At 45.4% G+C, this 16711-nt stretch carries 20 protein-coding genes; 12 read left to right on the forward strand and 8 right to left on the reverse strand.

What is annotated here, in order from left to right; all coding sequences use genetic code 11:
- Nucleotides 1-52: 52 nt before the first annotated feature.
- Together mltA and tcdA are read left to right on the forward strand one after the other, a co-directional pair.
- Nucleotides 53-1165, forward strand: a complete 1113-nt coding sequence (gene mltA, locus EKN56_RS03920; RefSeq protein WP_130590609.1) for a murein transglycosylase A — start codon at nucleotides 53-55, stop codon at nucleotides 1163-1165.
- Nucleotides 1166-1347: 182 nt separating this feature from the next.
- Nucleotides 1348-2154, forward strand: a complete 807-nt coding sequence (tcdA, locus tag EKN56_RS03925) for a tRNA cyclic N6-threonylcarbamoyladenosine(37) synthase TcdA (RefSeq protein ID WP_130590610.1) — start codon at nucleotides 1348-1350, stop codon at nucleotides 2152-2154.
- Between the two features lie 68 nt (nucleotides 2155-2222).
- On the opposite strand, the gene EKN56_RS03930 is transcribed toward tcdA, so the two are convergent.
- The 3 genes from EKN56_RS03930 to csdA are packed head-to-tail and all read right to left on the reverse strand — an operon-like array spanning nucleotide 2223 to nucleotide 4424.
- Nucleotides 2223-2735 (reverse strand): hypothetical protein, encoded by a 513-nt coding sequence (locus EKN56_RS03930; RefSeq protein WP_130590611.1) that lies wholly within the window; start codon nucleotides 2733-2735, stop codon nucleotides 2223-2225.
- A gap of 49 nt (nucleotides 2736-2784) precedes the next feature.
- Complete coding sequence (csdE, locus tag EKN56_RS03935) at nucleotides 2785-3222, reverse strand: cysteine desulfurase sulfur acceptor subunit CsdE (RefSeq protein ID WP_130590612.1); 438 nt, start codon at nucleotides 3220-3222, stop codon at nucleotides 2785-2787.
- Nucleotides 3222-4424 (reverse strand): cysteine desulfurase CsdA, encoded by a 1203-nt coding sequence (gene csdA / locus EKN56_RS03940; protein WP_130590613.1) that lies wholly within the window; start codon nucleotides 4422-4424, stop codon nucleotides 3222-3224. Before csdA ends, csdE begins: the two co-directional genes overlap by 1 nt.
- A gap of 273 nt (nucleotides 4425-4697) precedes the next feature.
- Between csdA and EKN56_RS03945 the strand changes: the two genes are divergently transcribed.
- The 4 genes from EKN56_RS03945 to rlmM all read left to right on the forward strand — a co-directional run bounded on the left by EKN56_RS03945 (nucleotide 4698) and on the right by rlmM (nucleotide 7820).
- Entirely contained in the window at nucleotides 4698-4922 is a 225-nt protein-coding gene (locus EKN56_RS03945; protein WP_130590614.1) for a YgdI/YgdR family lipoprotein, read from the forward strand.
- Between the two features lie 392 nt (nucleotides 4923-5314).
- Entirely contained in the window at nucleotides 5315-6229 is a 915-nt protein-coding gene (locus EKN56_RS03950) for a transcriptional regulator GcvA (protein ID WP_130590615.1), read from the forward strand.
- A gap of 101 nt (nucleotides 6230-6330) precedes the next feature.
- Entirely contained in the window at nucleotides 6331-6717 is a 387-nt protein-coding gene (locus EKN56_RS03955; RefSeq protein WP_130590616.1) for a DUF423 domain-containing protein, read from the forward strand.
- Nucleotides 6717-7820, forward strand: coding sequence for a 23S rRNA (cytidine(2498)-2'-O)-methyltransferase RlmM (rlmM, locus tag EKN56_RS03960; RefSeq protein ID WP_168189602.1), 1104 nt, complete (start codon nucleotides 6717-6719; stop codon nucleotides 7818-7820). Before EKN56_RS03955 ends, rlmM begins: the two co-directional genes overlap by 1 nt.
- 59 nt (nucleotides 7821-7879) lie before the next feature.
- Here the strand turns inward: rlmM and xni are convergent, their stop codons facing one another.
- The 3 genes from xni to queF all read right to left on the reverse strand — a co-directional run bounded on the left by xni (nucleotide 7880) and on the right by queF (nucleotide 11201).
- A complete protein-coding gene (xni, locus tag EKN56_RS03965; RefSeq protein ID WP_130590618.1) occupies nucleotides 7880-8662 on the reverse strand; it encodes a flap endonuclease Xni in 783 nt (260 codons plus the stop codon).
- Between the two features lie 68 nt (nucleotides 8663-8730).
- Entirely contained in the window at nucleotides 8731-10098 is a 1368-nt protein-coding gene (gene ppnN, locus EKN56_RS03970; RefSeq protein ID WP_130590619.1) for a nucleotide 5'-monophosphate nucleosidase PpnN, read from the reverse strand.
- A 248-nt stretch (nucleotides 10099-10346) separates the two neighbouring features.
- On the reverse strand, nucleotides 10347-11201 hold the full coding sequence (gene queF / locus EKN56_RS03975) for an NADPH-dependent 7-cyano-7-deazaguanine reductase QueF (RefSeq protein WP_130590620.1): 855 nt from the start codon (nucleotides 11199-11201) through the stop codon (nucleotides 10347-10349).
- 89 nt (nucleotides 11202-11290) lie between these two features.
- Between queF and syd the strand changes: the two genes are divergently transcribed.
- From syd to EKN56_RS03995, 4 genes are all read left to right on the forward strand, one after another.
- Nucleotides 11291-11848 (forward strand): SecY-interacting protein, encoded by a 558-nt coding sequence (syd, locus tag EKN56_RS03980; RefSeq protein ID WP_130590621.1) that lies wholly within the window; start codon nucleotides 11291-11293, stop codon nucleotides 11846-11848.
- Nucleotides 11849-12660: 812 nt separating this feature from the next.
- The gene (locus tag EKN56_RS03985) at nucleotides 12661-12990 is read left to right on the forward strand and encodes a YqcC family protein (RefSeq protein ID WP_130590622.1); all 330 of its coding nucleotides are present in this window, start codon (nucleotides 12661-12663) and stop codon (nucleotides 12988-12990) included.
- Nucleotides 12990-13769, forward strand: a complete 780-nt coding sequence (truC, locus tag EKN56_RS03990; protein ID WP_130590623.1) for a tRNA pseudouridine(65) synthase TruC — start codon at nucleotides 12990-12992, stop codon at nucleotides 13767-13769. The genes EKN56_RS03985 and truC overlap by 1 nt, the downstream gene beginning before the upstream one ends.
- 25 nt (nucleotides 13770-13794) lie before the next feature.
- The gene (locus EKN56_RS03995) at nucleotides 13795-14241 is read left to right on the forward strand and encodes a flavodoxin (protein WP_130590624.1); all 447 of its coding nucleotides are present in this window, start codon (nucleotides 13795-13797) and stop codon (nucleotides 14239-14241) included.
- 117 nt (nucleotides 14242-14358) lie between these two features.
- On the opposite strand, the gene EKN56_RS04000 is transcribed toward EKN56_RS03995, so the two are convergent.
- Nucleotides 14359-14760, reverse strand: a complete 402-nt coding sequence (locus EKN56_RS04000) for a DUF3461 family protein (RefSeq protein WP_130590625.1) — start codon at nucleotides 14758-14760, stop codon at nucleotides 14359-14361.
- A 93-nt stretch (nucleotides 14761-14853) separates the two neighbouring features.
- Between EKN56_RS04000 and EKN56_RS04005 the strand changes: the two genes are divergently transcribed.
- Both EKN56_RS04005 and EKN56_RS04010 read left to right on the forward strand, forming a co-directional pair.
- Nucleotides 14854-15060, forward strand: a complete 207-nt coding sequence (locus EKN56_RS04005) for a hypothetical protein (protein WP_130590626.1) — start codon at nucleotides 14854-14856, stop codon at nucleotides 15058-15060.
- Between the two features lie 181 nt (nucleotides 15061-15241).
- Nucleotides 15242-15811 carry an SMI1/KNR4 family protein gene (locus EKN56_RS04010; RefSeq protein ID WP_130590627.1) on the forward strand — a complete coding sequence of 190 codons (570 nt, stop codon included), beginning with the start codon at nucleotides 15242-15244 and terminating at the stop codon, nucleotides 15809-15811.
- Nucleotides 15812-15881: 70 nt separating this feature from the next.
- On the opposite strand, the gene dapD is transcribed toward EKN56_RS04010, so the two are convergent.
- Nucleotides 15882-16706, reverse strand: coding sequence for a 2,3,4,5-tetrahydropyridine-2,6-dicarboxylate N-succinyltransferase (gene dapD, locus EKN56_RS04015; protein WP_130590628.1), 825 nt, complete (start codon nucleotides 16704-16706; stop codon nucleotides 15882-15884).
- Nucleotides 16707-16711: the final 5 nt, after the last annotated feature.

Here is a 16711-nt window from a genome sequence, read left to right on the forward strand (position 1 = left end):
TATTGTTCCACAGCAACAGATCAGCGGTTAATCAAAGGTAGGCGGCGATATAATGAAAGGACGTTGGGTAAAATTTATACTGGGTGGTGTCGTTATTGCGTTACTTGCAGGATGTGAGTCACGGCCGACCGATCGTGGACAACAATATAAAGACGGTAAGCTGAGTCATACATTTGGTTTAGTCAATAACCCAAATGCTAAAAACAAACCGGTTAACGGTAAAGATTTTGCTCAACAGGTTTATGAAATTAGTCAGGTTTCTCCGTCGCTGTATAACAAACACCGTGATACCTATCAGGCAATTTTTCAGTGGATGGTCTCTGGCGCAGAAGGCCCTCAGCTATCCCAGTTCAAGCTTGGCGCTTATCAAATGGAAGGGGTGGATAACTACGGAAACGTTCAGTTTACCGGCTATTACACGCCAGTGATTCATGCCCGTCACACCCGTCAGGGCGAGTTTAAATACCCTCTGTATGCGATGCCAAAGAAAAGTAAGAATATGCGTCGTTTACCCGATCGTGCAGGCATTTACGCCGGTGCGCTCGATGGCTTAAATCTGGAGTTAGCTTATAGCAATTCATTAGTGGATAACTTCATGATGGAAGTGCAGGGCAGCGCCTATGTTGACTTTGGTGATGGCACGCCTCTGGTATTCTTTGCCTATTCTGGTAAAAACGGACGTGCTTATAACAGTATTGGTAAAGTGCTGATTGACCGTAATGAAGTGCCGCGTGAAGAGATGTCCATGCAGGCTATCAAACGTTGGACAGAACAACATAGTGAAGCAGAAGTCAGAGAATTGCTGGAGCAAAATCCTTCCTTTGTGTTCTTTAAACCACGACATTCTGCGCCGGTGAAAGGAGCCAGTGCGGTTCCATTGATCGCCAAGGCGTCAGTGGCTTCAGATAAAACATTGATTCCGCCGGGCACCACCATTCTGGCTGAGGTTCCTTTACTGGATAATAATGGTAAGTTTACCGGTAAGTATGAAATGCGTCTGATGATCGCACTGGATGTGGGTGGTGCTATTAAAGGCCATCACTTTGATATTTATCAGGGTATTGGTGATGAAGCCGGACATGCGGCAGGTTTTTATAATCACTATGGACGGGTGTGGGTGCTGAGCGCGCCTTCTGATTCACCGCTTTTATCGGCATCGAATTAATCGACTACCACGAAACATTTAACAACAGACTATTTTTCTCCTGTTGTTAAATCCATTAAACTTATCGGCGGGGAGTGGGATATATCCTACTCCTCGCCGCATATATATCGTTATCAAATCCGTTTCTGGTTTGCGGAACCTGTTATCTGGCAACCCAATGCTATACCCAATATGAGGTCACCATGTCTGCTGTCTACTCCGATGCCTATTTACAACGTTTTAGTGGCGTTGCCCGTTTGTATGGGCAGTCTGCGCTGACACTTTTTTCACAGGCTCACGTTTGTGTTATTGGCATTGGTGGTGTGGGTTCCTGGGCGGCAGAAGCACTGGCTCGTAGCGGTATTGGCCATATCACATTGATTGATATGGATGATGTCTGTGTTACTAATACTAACCGCCAAATTCATGCACTACGCCAGACGGTAGGACAACCTAAAGGTGAAGTGATGGCTCGCCGGATTGCTGAAATCAATCCAGAATGTGAAGTGACCTGTATTGATGACTTTATTACCGCTGATAACGTGGCTGAATATCTGACTAAGCAGTTTGACTATGTTATTGATGCTATTGACAGCATTCGCCCTAAAGCCGCATTACTGGCTTATTGTCGCCGCAATAAAATTCCGGTAGTGACCACCGGAGGTGCCGGGGGACAGATCGACCCGACACAAATTCAGGTGGTTGATTTGGCAAAAACCATTCAGGACCCGCTGGCAGCGAAACTTCGTGAACGTCTGAAAAGTGATTTTGGCGTGGTTAAAAATGGCAAAGGTAAGCTGGGTATCGACTGCGTATTTTCAACTGAACAGTTGGTGTATCCACAGGCTGACGGTAGCGTTTGTGCGGTAAAAAGTACTGCAGAAGGGCCGAAAAGAATGGATTGTGCTTCAGGGTTTGGCGCGATTACCATGGTTACTGCATCATTTGGTTTTGTTGCGGTTTCTCATGCGCTGAAAAAGATGTTGGCCAAAGCGGCAAGAAATCAGTAGCTGAAATAATGAGTTATAGCCTGTGGCGTAGAAAAACACTCGCCTCTACAGGCTATATATTCAAATCATTATTTAAATTTTATCGACATCAATGATGACTTTCCGGCTTCCAGATAGTTGGCTTCCTCTTCTTTCGTGGTATTAAACGTTACGAAGAGCACAGTGCCATTATAAGGGGTGATTAACATCAGGTTATGGATATCGGTATCTGTCGCACGGGAGATAAAATCAAGAATGTAGGCCTTCTTGTTATCTACCATTACCTCTTTTGCCTGAGGTTGGTAATTCTTCATACTTTCCAGCATAAAGTCTTTTAAGCCATCCAGTTTGTTGTCATCCAGCGGCATTTGGGTATGGTTAACCGCAACATTCACCGTACCTGATTCATTGGTGTAAACAATTTTAGGCCGGTTTTCTGAAGGATATTTGCGTTTCAACATATCGTCAGCCATCAAAGTAAACCCTTTAGGGACATCGATAGAGATTTGTCCTTTAATGGGTTCAACCGTGGTCATTTCCATGCTGGCATGGGCGGCGAAACTTAATGAGACTGATAGCAGTAGTGCCTGGATAATTTTCATTATTCATCCTTGAGATAACGTTAGTGTGAGTGAATAAAACCTCACGCTATTAAATATAGAGAAGGGCTATTTTCTCTATGGTGTTAACCAGCGAATCCAACCCCTGAGAGCGGGAAGCGCTGAGCTGTTGGTGAATTCCGAGCCGATCGAATAATTGCATCAGGTCGAGTTTCACAATGCTCTGTGGCGTTTGGCCTTCAATTTGGGCGAGCAGGATCGCCAGAATGCCTTTTACAATTCTTCCTTCGCTGTCGCCGTAGAAGTGCAGAGTACCATCTTCATTGAGTTGATGTCCCAACCAGACCCGGTTTTCACAGCCTTTTAGTTCCAGTTGTTGCTGTTTTAATGCTTCCGGCAACGGCGGTAACAGCTTTGATAGCTGGATAAGCTGGCGATAGCGATCTTCCCACTGCTTTTTATCACTAAACAGGTTGAGCAGTTGTTCTGTACCAATATCGGTACCAAAAGGGTGTGGGGCCAGCATGATTACTCCAGTAGTGAAAGTGCGTGGGTTAACGCATCATACAACCGATCTACATCGGCCAGTTGATTGTAAGGGGCAAAGGAAGCCCTCAGCGTGCCGCTTACTCCAATGGCATCCAGCAGCGGTTGAGCACAATGCTGTCCGGAGCGAATCGCTACGCCTTGTTCTGAAAGCAAAGTAGCAACATCACTGTGGTGAAAGCCTTCAATATTAAATGCCAGCAGGCTACTGCCGGGTGCCCGATAGCTGATAAAACCAGGAATGGATGACAACTGATCGTAGGCGGCTTGGGCCAGCGCACAGGCATAACGCTCTGCTTCAGCAACATCCTGAGTATTAAGCCATGACAAAGTGGCACCAACCCCGATCACACCGGCAATGTTAGGTGTACCTGCCTCAAAACATTCAGGAACAGGCTGAGCTTCAAAACCATCGAAGGATGCCTGAGTCAGCATTTTTCCGCCGCCCTGCCAGGGGGACATTTCAGCTAATAGTGCCGCTTTACCGTACAGTGCCCCAATGCCGGTTGGGCCATAGAGTTTATGGGCCGAGAAAGCATAGAAGTCGACATCCAATTGTTGAACATCCGGTGGCGAGTGCACTACACCTTGTGCGCCATCCACCATAACAATAACGCCATTTTGATGAGCCAGCGTGATGGCCATTCGCAGGTCCGGGCAACCTCCGGTGACGTTAGACATATGGCCGATAGCCAGAATTTTAGTTTTACTGGTTAGCAATGTTGGTAACTGGCTGAGGTCGGGCATAAACCACTTATTGAGTGGTAATTTAACCACTTTTGCACCAGTCTGTTTGGCAACCATGAGCCACGGAATAAGGTTCGAGTGGTGTTCTGACTCGGTGACAATGATCTCATCGCCCGGTTGCAGGCGGGGCCGGGCATAGCTTTGAGCAACCAGATTAATGGCTTCAGTTGTGCCTTTAGTCCAGACGATTTGCTGTTCACTGGCGGCATTAAGTAGTTGGGCCACTAATCGGCGGGCGTTATCAAACAGCTCGGTAGCCTGTTGCGCAGCCGTATGGGCGCTACGATGCACGGTGGCGCCATTATGGGCATAGTATTCTTTGGTTGCGTTAATCATTGACAGAGGTTTAAGTGCGGTTGCTGCACTGTCCAGATAACATCCTGCTTCACTCAGAGCTGGAAACTGTTGGCGAAATAAATCTGGATTAAACGATTTCATAGGAGGCCATTCGCTGTGGGTATTAAATGTTGATAGCATTTGTCTGCAATAACTCTGATTGTACTAGCCGCGAGTTGAAAGAACACCATTAATTGCCGCTAATTTTATTTGCAGTCAGAGGCTTTTCAGAAGATAGTTAAAGAGATTTAAGATGATGGTATGGCTTTTATCTGACGTAATATGCCAGCCATACTTCAAGTTGCAGGTACGTTGGTTGCGTTCCTGCCCTCGAATTATTTAGGGTACAACCTGTTTAACCGTAAGGAATAGTTTATGAAACGTTTTATTCTTGCCTCTGCCGCACTGGCTCTCACGTTAGGCTTAGCTGGCTGTTCCAGCCATTATGAGATGACTATGCAAGATGGCACAAAAGTTATCACGGTGGGAGAGCCACAGGTTGATGAGAGCACCGGTATGGTGACTTATGAAACCCGCTTTGACGGTGAAAAGCAGATAAAACAGAGCGAAATGAAAGAGTATGTTAAGCAGCAATACTAATTACATCGTTGCTTGTTCAAAAACAGAATAAAAAAAAGCACCGCCTTGGCGGTGCTACTGTAATCACTATGGACAGACAGGGTAAATGTTCAGAAAATAAAATCATCATTAACCCAAAGAAATCAGTGAATCAGTGAATTAATGATTGCACCTGACAAATGTCAGGAAAATTAGCAAACACAACATCACAACCACAAAGCCAAAATGCGCCCTTCATTCAAAAAACACATTTTTCGTTCCGGCTTAGGAAGTGCCATCACTATAGGTATTTGCTGGTATATGTACAACGGACAATTTATAATGTAACGCATTAGAAAAACTAATGCGTGAATAGCTAAAATAGCTAAGCAATTCGCCAATTATCACCAGAGCTGGGAAGTATTATCAATCTTATGAAGCGATTACCTCCATTAAACGCATTAAGGGTATTTGATTCCGCCGCTCGCCACCTTAGCTTTACTAAAGCTTCCGAAGAGCTTTTTGTGACACAGGCCGCAGTTAGCCATCAAATTAAATCGTTGGAAGATTTTCTCGGCCTTAAGCTTTTTCGGCGTCGTAATCGCTCTCTGTTGCTGACGGAAGAAGGGCAAAGTTATTATTTAGATATAAAAGAGATTTTTGCCTCTCTTAATGAAGCTACACGCAAATTACAGGTGCGCAGTGCGAAAGGGGCATTAACGGTTAGCGTTCCAACCAGTTTTGCTATTCAGTGGCTGGTACCGCGTCTGTCAGGGTTTCATCAACTTCATCCGGAAATTGACGTACGGATTCAGGCTATCGATCGCGATGAATGGAAAATCTCGGATGATGTGGATGTGGCAATTTTTTATGGTCGCGGTAACTGGTCGGGATTAAGAGTTGAAGCGCTGTATGCTGAGTATTTGATTCCGGTCTGTTCTCCTACGTTGATGATGGGTGCCCATCCGCTGACCTCGCCAGAGGCGCTGGAGCATCATACTTTGTTGCATGATGCCTCCCGACGAGACTGGCAGGCATATATTCGACAGTTAGGCTTGCAGCATATCAATGTGCAGCAGGGGCCGATTTTTAGCCATACGGCAATGGTGGTTCAGGCTGCCGTTCATGGTCAGGGTGTGGCAGTGGTAAATAACGTTCTGGCATTAGCGGAAATTGAATCAGGTCGTTTGGTTTGTCCATTTAATCATGCATTAGCCAGTAAAAATGCATTCTATTTGGTGTGTCATGAGAGTCAGGCCGAATTAGGTAAAATTGCCTCGTTTCGTGAGTGGATTCTGGCACTTGCCAGTAGCGAGCAGCAGAGCGTTTATCTGCGCTATGAAGAATAGATCTCATCAAAAATCAAAACAGTGATTATATAAAGTTGGATTTACCGGTAGAATTCCAGCAGGTTTGGCTATAGCGCTTACATTTAAAGGTATAAATGACAATGAATAGTCGTTGGATTCTGGTACTTGCCGCCATAAGCGGCTTTATTTTTGTATCTCTTGGGGCGTTTGGTGCTCACGGTTTGAGTAAGATTCTGGATGTTAAGCAAATGGCGTGGCTGCGTACCGGTCTTGATTATCAGGGGATGCATACTCTGGCATTATTAGCTTTAGGGGTTGCTGTCCAGTTTCGGGATAACATTTGGTTCAGACGCAGCGCGGCTTTTCTTGCCGTAGGTATGGTGTTGTTTAGCGGAAGCCTGTATTGGCTGGCGCTGACTTCTATTGGCATGTGGCCTTATATCACGCCACTTGGCGGTTTTTGTTTTTTAATTGGTTGGGCTCTGCTGCTGGTTGGTGCATTACGCCTGAGTAAAAAGGTTGAATAGTGAATAAAGTAGCGTTGTATTGTCGCCCGGGATTCGAGAAAGAATGTGCGGCAGAGATTACAGAAAAAGCGGCTAAGCTGGAAGTTTATGGCTTTCCCCGGGTCAAAGATAACAGTGGCTATGTGCTGTTTGAATGTTATCAGCATGAAGATGCGGATCGTCTGGTAAAAGAGCTTCCTTTTAGTTCGCTAATTTTTGCCCGTCAGATGCTGGTTGTTGGCGATCTGTTGAAAGATTTACCGGTAGAAGATCGTGTTTCTCCTATCGTCGGCATGATACAGGGCGTGGTAGAGAATGCCGGTGAAGTACGGGTAGAAGTACCTGATACGAATGATGGCAAAGAGCTATTGAAGTTTTGTCGCAAACTGACGGTACCATTACGACAGGTCATGCGTGAACGCGGAATTATGCTGGCGAAAGAGAATTTGCGTCGCCCGGTGGTTCATGTGTTTTTTATTGCCAGCGGTTGCTGCTATGTTGGCTACTCATACAGCAACAATAATTCACCGTTCTTTATGGGCATCCCTCGTCTGAAATTTCCGGCAGAGGCTCCCAGCCGTTCAACCCTTAAGCTGGAAGAAGCATTTCATGTGTTTATTCCTGCCGATGAATGGGAAGAACGTTTAGCCAGCGGTATGAGAGCGGTCGATCTTGGTGCCTGCCCTGGCGGTTGGACCTATCAGTTAGTTCAGCGCAGCATGATGATAGATGCGGTAGATAATGGCCCTATGGCTCAAAGCATTATGGATACCGGCCAGGTAACCCATCATCGTGAAGATGGATTCCGCTATGAACCGAGCAACTCAACAAACTATTGGGTGGTGTGCGACATGGTGGAAAAACCCTGGCGAGTGGCTAACCTGATGGCTGACTGGCTAATCAAGGGTTGGTGCCGCGAGGCCATCTTCAACCTGAAGCTACCAATGAAAAAGCGCTACGAAGAAGTGTGTCAGAATTTAAAAGCCATTGAAGATAAGCTAAAAGAGAATGGCATTAACGCACAAATTAATGCAAAGCAGCTTTATCACGATCGTGAAGAGGTTACGGTTCATGTTCGTCGTATTTGGGCTTCAATACCCGGTCGACGTGATGAGCGCGATTAAGCGTTGATAAAAGAGCGTACAATTTAGCCCTGTGGTAAAAATACTGCGGGGCTTTTTGTTTAATTGGGGCTATCTTCATTCATCTTATTGTCATTTAGTCTAAGCTGCTGAAGATTTCCCTCTAAATGGATATCTTGCTTTAACGTGGCGATTTCCCGGCACAGATAAGCCAGATCTTTATGTTCAATTAACTTCTTACGCCATTTATCCGGTACGCTATCTATCTGTTGGTAAATGCCATCCAGCGTTTCATACTGGCTAAGTAGCGTTGCCGCCGCTTTGGGGCCAATTCCTGCGATGCCAGGGATCTTACTGCTGCTAATACCTGCCAGTCCCCAGAAATCAGTTAATTGAGCTGGTTTAACGCCAAATTCCTGTTCAATAAAGGGAACATCCAGCCAGCGTTTTTGAAAATAGTCGCGAATACGTAAGGTAGGCGCTAACAGTTGGCAATAACCTTTATCTGTTGACACGATGGTCACCTGGTAGCCTCTCTGGCTGATATGATGCGCCAGCGTTGCGGCCAGATCGTCCGCTTCATCTCCGCTGGATTGCCAACATGTTACACCAGCCTGTTCGAATGCTGTTTTTAGCTGTGGTAATTCATGTACCAGCGACTCCGGCATTGGCGAACGACCCGCCTTATAGTCGGGATACAGCGTATGACGCCAACCAGTATTGCGTTGTTCATCATCAAAAACGGCAACGGCATGGGTAGGACTGCTGTGCTGAATAAGCTGTTCCAGAGCGCGTACACAAGTGGGCGCGCAAGGGGAATCCTGTACCGCATGAATACGGCGAATCAGGTTGAGGGCATCGACAATCAACAGGTGTATAGGCATAGGTTTCGCTTATCCGTAAGCTGCCGGAGTCATCTCCGGCAGAGTTAATGGTTATGGCGCGAGGTTGATTAAGTACAGATCTCATAACAAGGGGTATAAACCGAACCCGGCAACTTCATGCGGTGTTGTGCCACAAAGCCTTGCAGTAGTTTGTCCATGTCTTTCATCATTTGTGGATCGCCATGAATCTTGTAGCGGCCATATTGCTCAATAGCCTGAATACCCACATCTTTTACGTTCCCTGCGACTATGCCAGAAAAGGCTCTGCGTAGTGCCGCCGCTAATTGCTCTGGTGGCTGATTAGGGTAAAGGTTCAGGTTGGCCATATTTTCATGGCTTGGTTCAAATGGGTGCTGTAGGTCTGGGGCAATCTTAATGGACCAGTTAAAGCTGTAGGCATCCCCGGTCGCACGGCGGTTTTCTTTTACCGCGGACATACCGTTTTTCATTACTCGAGCCACTTCTTCCGGATCGTCGATGATGATTTTATAGTGCTTACGTGCCTGTTCACCTAAAGTACTCTGGACAAACTGGTCCAGCACTTCGAAATAATCGGCACTCTCTTTTGGACCAGTAAGTACCAGCGGAAGTTTCTGATCCTTATTTTCCGGGTTCATCAGGATGCCTAGCAGATAAAGCAATTCCTCTGCGGTACCAACACCGCCAGGGAAAATCACAATACCGTGAGCAATGCGCACAAAAGCTTCCAGACGTTTTTCAATGTCCGGCATGATGAGCAGTTCATTAACTAATGGATTCGGTGGCTCAGCGGCAATAATTGATGGCTCGGTTAAACCAATAAACCGGCTATCTTTGTAAGCTTGTTGGGCATGACCAACCGCAGCACCTTTCATTGGTGCTTCCATAGCTCCCGGGCCACATCCGGTACAGATATTGAGTTTACGTAACCCTAATTGATTGCCTACTTTACGGGCATACAGATACTCAGTTTCGTTAATTGAGTGTCCGCCCCAGCAAACGACCATATTGGGCTCTTCACCAACGTGCAGGGCACGTGCGTTGCGCAAGATGAAAAATACCAGATTAGTTAAATGAACTGAATTATCAGGATCCATTCTCTGGTGTTGTAATGCCTGAGTAAGCTGACCATGAACAAACAGAATGTCGCGTAAAACCGCAAACAGGTTAGCCTGGATTGAATGGATCAGGCGCCCATCGACGAAGGCTTCTTCTGGTGGATTAATCAGCTCTAGCTTAACGCCGCGCTCCCGACGCAGAACGTTAATATCAAATGATTTATAACGGTCCAGTAACTCTTTACTGTTGTCTGTTTTGCTGCCGGCATTCAGTACAGCCAACGAACAATTACGAAATAAATGATAGAGATTACTGCTGGCAGTTCTTTTTAATGTATCCACCTCAAGCTGTGACAGCAGGTCCATAGAACCTAATGGTGGGCTAATATGTGTAATCAAACCAACTCCCTAACGTTGAGGTTATTGAAAAGTTTGCTAAAAGAGTAACGGCAAGCTTTTCTGTTTGTTCAGATAATAGTACTTACCGTTTTTACCTAAGTCTCCCTACTTTACTGATGTTCTGGAAACCATTCACGGTAATCTTGTGCTTTTTACTGTCATTTACATAAATATTGCGAAGTATCACTTAATATTATGATTTATCGCACTATCTCTGTTGTTTTTATACTTTGGACAAGCTATTCAGGCTATTGTCTGGCCAGCCGTTTGGTCTGGGGTTCAAATTGAGTATTTGTCCGATAAGGATTAATGTCCAGCCCACCCCTGCGAGTATAACGGGCATACACGCTGAGGCTTTCAGGATGGCAATAGCGTTGAATATCATTGAAGATGCGTTCTACGCACTGTTCATGAAATTCGTTATGGTGACGGAAAGAGACAATATAGCGCAACAGTGCCTCGCGGTTAATTTGGGGACCACGATAGCGAATCTCTACTGAACCCCAGTCAGGCTGGTGAGTAATCAGACAGTTGGATTTTAGCAGGTGACTGACCAACGTTTCTTCAACCAGGGGAGTGTCTTTCTCTGTCGCCCGTTCCAGCAATTTATCATCAAAGTCGTAGTGGGTAATTTCGATGGGTTGATCGTCAATACATTCGCCATCAAAAGCGCCAATGCTCTCACCGGTCAACTGCTCCAGACGAAACAGTTTGACGCTGACATTGCCTTGAGCACACAGCGATAAATCACGCGTGAGTACCTGCTGAACATCTTCCCAACTGTCAAGCGAGGTTTGATTGAAGCTGTTGAGATAAAGTTTAAAACTTTTTGACTCAACCAGATTTATGCTGTTTGCATCAATATGAACTTCACCAACGGCCACCTGCGGCAACCCGCGGCTGTTAAGCCAGGAGAGTTCGTATAGCGTCCAGATATCAGCGCCGTGAAAAGGCAGGGCGGTAGCGCTTAATCCCAGTGGATCACGATTCAAACTGCGCGGAACAGGCTGTAGTAACGAGGCGTCATAATGGTCGATATAGGCGGTTTCTTTACCCAGTGTAAGGGCTGATAGCGCCTGATTATCTTGATAATGGGAAGTCATACTCTTACTCCACGGTTACCCCCGAGAGGGAATAACGCTATAATCATTGAAAATTTGCCATATAGTGTAACGCAATCTTTGAGATAAATATGACATATCCCGTAATCTCCGCTTTAACCCAGTTCACCACCTCTTTTATTAATTTGTGGCAGCAAAAGACGGGCCATGAACCTGCCAGTGAAATGCTGTATGGCGTAGCCTCTCCTTGCATTGTTCGTACTCAGGATGAGTCTGTGCTCTGGTTACCTCAACCTTTTGGCTCTGAGCCCTCTCTGGCTAATGTTGAACGTGCACTGAATATATCGCTAAGAGAAGAGGGCGCTCAATTTTATACCTCACAATATGCCGGAGATATGGCCGCTCGTTTTGACGGCCTGGAACTATCGCTGATTCAGGTTTGGAGTGATGAAGACTTCATTCGACTGCAGGAAAATCTGATTGGGCATCTGGTGACACAGCGCAGGTTAAAACTGGTTCCTACGCTATTTATTGCTACGACAGATTCAGAAATGGAAATGGTCTCTCTGTGTAATCTGTCTGGTGAGGTAGTGCTTGAACATTTTGGCACCACTAAGCGGGAAACGCTGGCTGAATCATTGAGCGTATTTATGCAAAAACTCGAACCGCAGGTATATCTTCCGAAGTAAATAGGATGCGAGTCTTACAATAGATGCGCGCTACCTTGTGAGATATATCCTACAAGCCCTGTGAGACATATCGTCAATTTTTAAAATAATGTTTTTATAATGAATATAAATATCAATTGGTTAAGTTGAGTTCGGGGTGCTTGCAAGCTGTTCTGCTGGATGTAAGTCTCACAGGGTATATTGTGAGACAGAGGAAATTAAGCGATTCTATGTCCATCGAAAGGGAGCTCAGGAATAAGGACTGTATCAGGATGATACGGCTTTAGGATAAAGCAAGTGGATTCGCTTAGGAAGAGCTCAGGATATCATCAGGAAGATGAAGGATAGTTCAGGATAGAACTAACGGACAGTTTCAGGATGAAAACCAATTCTACCAGGAATGTAGAAAGTCAGGAAGACAATCAGGGATTGACGCTATCAGGATGGTAGCACAGGAAAGTTTAAGGAAAAAACTAGCGGACACCTCCAGGATGGAGAATGAGTACCTACCGGAGTGTAGGGGGTCAGGACGACTAGCAAGGAAGAGCATCAGGATGATGCAGGATGACGAGACAAGGAAGAAAGTAGGACGCTGCAAAGGATAGCAAGGTTAGGATAACCGACAGGACAATTTTTCAAGGATTGAGCAGGGAAGCAACGCGCATAGCCGGATAAGCTATATAACGCACCAGGCCCACTGTAGATTACAGTGGGCCTTTCTTGTTTTTGTCCCTCAATATTTGGTTTTTTACCCACCATTCTCAAAGTGATATGATAAGCCTCCTTTTTCAGCCTTTCAGATCCGTCTGTCGTGTCAATTTCAAGAGAACATAATGAGTTTAGATAATCAGGTTTGGCAATTGCTGGGTGAAATCGAGCAGTTGATGCAGGAGCAAGCATTATGGAGTTCTTGTGCACCTGAACTTAGCGTATTCGAAAGTAATGAACCTTTCTGCATTGATACTATGTCGCCTGAGACGTGGCTACAGTGGGTATTTATTCCTCGTATGCGGGCACTGGTAGAAGGGCATAATCCATTACCCGCGCGTATTGCCATTGCACCTTATTTTGAAGAAGCATTCAGTCCGCGCGCTGAAAATCATCAATCTCTGATTGATGCCCTCTATCGAATCGATCAATTACTTAATAAAGAAGTCCTCTAATGCTGGATATTTTGTATCAGGATGAACATCTGGTGGCAGTAAACAAACCTTCCGGCTGGTTAGTTCATCGCAGTTGGCTTGATCGTCATGAAAAAGTGGTGGTAATGCAAACGGTGCGTGACCAGATTGGTCAACATGTTTTCACCGTACACCGCCTTGATCGACCAACGTCCGGCGTGCTGTTGATGGCGCTCTCCAACGAGGTGGCCCGTCAAATGTCTCAGCAGTTTGAACATCATCAGCTCAATAAGGTTTATCATGCAGTAGTTAGAGGGCATGTTCATGAAGCCGATACCATTGACTACCCTCTGGTAGAACATCTGGATAAGATTGCCGATAAGTTTGCTAAACAAGATAAAGAGGCTCAGCCTGCTATTAGCCATTACCGGGGATTATCACAGGTCGAGGTGCCGATTGCCGTTGGGCCATATGATACCGCACGCTATAGCCTGGTTGAGCTTACCCCTCAAACGGGTCGTAAGCATCAACTCCGACGCCATATGAAACATATTTTCCATCCAATTATTGGTGATAGCGCCTATGGCGATTTACGCCATAATCGTGCGGTGGCTGAACATTTTGGCTGTCAGGGTTTGATGCTACATGCCAGCCATTTAGCACTTCAACATCCGGTTACTCATCAACCATTATTGATTTCCGCACCCTGGGATTCTCGCTGGCAGAACTTAATGACAGAATTTGGATGGGCCTCGCAATGCCCTGAATATAATGGGGTTGAAATTAATTTGGCAATAACTCAGGATAGTTCTGTCAGATAACCCGTTAAAATTGAGAGAAAAAGCGATGGCAAAAATAGGAATTTTTGTTGGTACCGTATACGGTAATGCCCAGATGGTTGCTGAAGAAGCTCAAACCCTGTTACAAGAACAAGGGCATGATGTTGCTTTGTTTGATGAAGGCACTCTGGATGAGTGGCAGAACTATGAGCGGGAGCATGTGCTGGTGGTGACTTCAACTACCGGACAGGGCGATTTGCCTGGCTCTATTGAGCCGCTATTTTATGACATTAAAGATTCTTTAGGACATCAACCAGGGTTACGTTATGGCGTAATTGCACTGGGAGATAGTAACTATGAGAACTTCTGCGGTGCGGGTAAAAAGTTTGATGCATTGTTGCAGGAACAAGGCGCGACCCGGCTTGGGGATGTATTGATTATTGATTCAAGTGAAGTCTCTGAACCGGAGGTATTCGCTGCCGACTGGATTAAACATTGGGGTGGTCTGGTTTAGGCAGGGTTTCTTGATATAGCCATCGAGTTGTAGAGTAAAAATCCACCGGTTACTTAAGGTGGATTTTTACTTTCTGTATACCGCGTCAGGATTAAAGATTATCTTGCCGGACGGTACTTATCTACCATTCTCTTTTTCCGTCAGTTTTTCCAGATCGGCTTCGATCTCAGCAATCTTGTGGGTAACAACCTGTTCGAGATGGCGCAGATCGGAAAGAATCTTTTTCTTTATGTCGACCTCAATACGTTCCCCGTGACAAATCTTATCAAGTTCCTCAATAACGTGGCGAAGATTAGGGCTGATTTCATGGACTTCTTTATAGGATTTTTCTGCACCTGGATTAGCTAAAACGGTTTTGCGCTGGCGTGGATATTTGAATTTGACGCTCTTGGCAAAAAATTCACCTTTTTCCTTACGGAAATAGATTTTTAAAATATCGTTACTGGCTTCCTGACGCAGGCTATAGCGGTCGATCTGTTTAGGATTAGTAATACCGAGACTGGTGAGATTATCGTACATAAGAAAACCTTCCTGATTTATTTTTATGACGGTGTAATAATTATTATAGCAGGGGATATCAATCACTACCCTAATGTTTAAAAAGGAATAAACATGCGTATGAAGTTACGTCGGATTCACGTAGATGGCTGCGATTTTTTCTGGCGAGTTTTATGGGATCCTGATGCGGCGAATGGTGACTACCTTTTTTTACGCGTCTGGGTTGCCGGGCGAAAAGCTTATCCCTGGTTAACGGTGCATTATCAGTTTCATAATCCATGGCTATTTTACGGTGATATCATCAATGCCGTTACACCGTAGCAGCAAGACAGGGCGAGAGATTATTTTCAGCTAAAACCGCTAACGCCGGGGAAAGTGGCGGAGATTATCAGGAAGGCAACCTCTCTGCTAAATGAAGAGTACTCGGACAAGCGGCTTGATAAGAACTGGTATTTAAATATTAATCGTGAAGGCTCATTAAACTGGGGATTGGCGTAACATCATGAATATTTCACAGATAACATTACTGATTAAGCGTCTGAAACAGAGCGGCGTTAGCTTTGCTGAGGGCTTAACGGATGATGAGCTGGTTAAGATTAAGGATGTGTTTCAAGTCACTTTTCCTCCTGACCTGAAGCAATTTCTTCAAATGGCACTACCTGTCTCAGACCGGTTTGTAAACTGGCGAGCAGGTTTGCATTCCCCTGAAGAAAAACAGCAGCTTGAACAGCGTATTAACTGGCCGTTGGAAGGAATGTTGTTTGATGTGGAGAATAATAGCTATTGGGAGCCATCATGGGGAGAAAGGCCGGCGAGTGCAGAAGAGAGAAAAGTTATTGTCAGTCAATATTTCTATACTTACCCTAAACTTATCCCAATCTATTCTCATCGCTATATTCCCGCTATACCTGATGAAGTCGGCAATCCGGTATTTTCCGTCTATCAGATGGATATCATCTATTACGGTTACGATCTGGCAAGCTATTTTGCACATGAATTTAGTTTTTCACTGCCAGAGCGTTTTGATGCGGCAGAAGAGCCAAAGTATATTGAGTTTTGGGGTGATTTTTAGCTTGAGTTTATTGAAATGAAAACGCGGGTAATACCCGCGTTTTGAATTTGATTTATATCAGTGAGAATGATTAATCAATCGTCCGTAACAGCTCGTTGATTCCCACTTTACCGCGAGTCTTGGCATCTACCTTTTTCACGATAACCGCACAGTACAGGCTGTATTTGCCATCTTTAGACGGCAGGTTACCTGAAACCACGACTGAGCCAGCCGGAACGCGGCCATAATGGATTTCTCCGGTTTCACGATCGTAAATACGGGTGCTTTGACCGAGGTAAACACCCATAGAGATAACGGAACCTTCTTCAACGATCACGCCTTCAACAACCTCAGAGCGGGCGCCGATAAAACAGTTATCTTCAATAATGGTTGGGTTGGCTTGCAGTGGTTCAAGTACACCACCGATACCCACACCGCCAGACAGGTGAACATTTTTACCGATTTGGGCACAGGAACCTACGGTTGCCCAGGTATCAACCATGGAACCTTCATCAACGTAAGCACCAATGTTGACATAAGATGGCATCAGCACCGTGTTACGGGCAATAAAAGCCCCCTGACGAACGCTGGCTGGTGGAACTACGCGGAAACCTTCACGTTGAAAACGTGCGGCATCATAATCGGCAAATTTCATTGGAACTTTATCGAAATAGCGGGATTCAGCGCCATCCATGACGACATTGTCGTTAATACGGAACGAAAGCAGAACCGCTTTTTTCAGCCACTGATGTGTGACCCACTCACCGTTGATTTTTTCGGCAACGCGTAATTCACCGCTGTCTAATTTAGCAATGGTTTGCTTAACAGCTTCACGAAGAACGGTATCTGCATTCGCCGGAGTAATTTCAGCACGGCGCTCAAAGGCGGTTTCTATAACGGTTTTTAACTGCTGCATCTCTT

Source organism: Limnobaculum zhutongyuii (assembly GCF_004295645.1).
GTDB classification, from domain to species: Bacteria; Pseudomonadota; Gammaproteobacteria; order Enterobacterales; family Enterobacteriaceae; genus Limnobaculum; species Limnobaculum zhutongyuii.

Coding starts and splice junctions, on each gene's coding strand:
- mltA (WP_130590609.1), top strand. CDS start 53: ATGAAAGGACGTTGGGTAAAATTTATACTGGGTGGTGTCGTTATTGCG.
- tcdA (WP_130590610.1), top strand. CDS start 1,348: ATGTCTGCTGTCTACTCCGATGCCTATTTACAACGTTTTAGTGGCGTT.
- EKN56_RS03930 (WP_130590611.1), bottom strand. CDS start 2,735: ATGAAAATTATCCAGGCACTACTGCTATCAGTCTCATTAAGTTTCGCC.
- csdA (WP_130590613.1), bottom strand. CDS start 4,424: ATGAAATCGTTTAATCCAGATTTATTTCGCCAACAGTTTCCAGCTCTG.
- EKN56_RS03945 (WP_130590614.1), top strand. CDS start 4,698: ATGAAACGTTTTATTCTTGCCTCTGCCGCACTGGCTCTCACGTTAGGC.
- EKN56_RS03950 (WP_130590615.1), top strand. CDS start 5,315: ATGAAGCGATTACCTCCATTAAACGCATTAAGGGTATTTGATTCCGCC.
- EKN56_RS03955 (WP_130590616.1), top strand. CDS start 6,331: ATGAATAGTCGTTGGATTCTGGTACTTGCCGCCATAAGCGGCTTTATT.
- xni (WP_130590618.1), bottom strand. CDS start 8,662: ATGCCTATACACCTGTTGATTGTCGATGCCCTCAACCTGATTCGCCGT.
- queF (WP_130590620.1), bottom strand. CDS start 11,201: ATGACTTCCCATTATCAAGATAATCAGGCGCTATCAGCCCTTACACTG.
- syd (WP_130590621.1), top strand. CDS start 11,291: ATGACATATCCCGTAATCTCCGCTTTAACCCAGTTCACCACCTCTTTT.
- EKN56_RS03985 (WP_130590622.1), top strand. CDS start 12,661: ATGAGTTTAGATAATCAGGTTTGGCAATTGCTGGGTGAAATCGAGCAG.
- truC (WP_130590623.1), top strand. CDS start 12,990: ATGCTGGATATTTTGTATCAGGATGAACATCTGGTGGCAGTAAACAAA.
- EKN56_RS03995 (WP_130590624.1), top strand. CDS start 13,795: ATGGCAAAAATAGGAATTTTTGTTGGTACCGTATACGGTAATGCCCAG.
- EKN56_RS04000 (WP_130590625.1), bottom strand. CDS start 14,760: ATGTACGATAATCTCACCAGTCTCGGTATTACTAATCCTAAACAGATC.
- EKN56_RS04005 (WP_130590626.1), top strand. CDS start 14,854: ATGCGTATGAAGTTACGTCGGATTCACGTAGATGGCTGCGATTTTTTC.
- EKN56_RS04010 (WP_130590627.1), top strand. CDS start 15,242: ATGAATATTTCACAGATAACATTACTGATTAAGCGTCTGAAACAGAGC.
- dapD (WP_130590628.1), bottom strand. CDS start 16,706: ATGCAGCAGTTAAAAACCGTTATAGAAACCGCCTTTGAGCGCCGTGCT.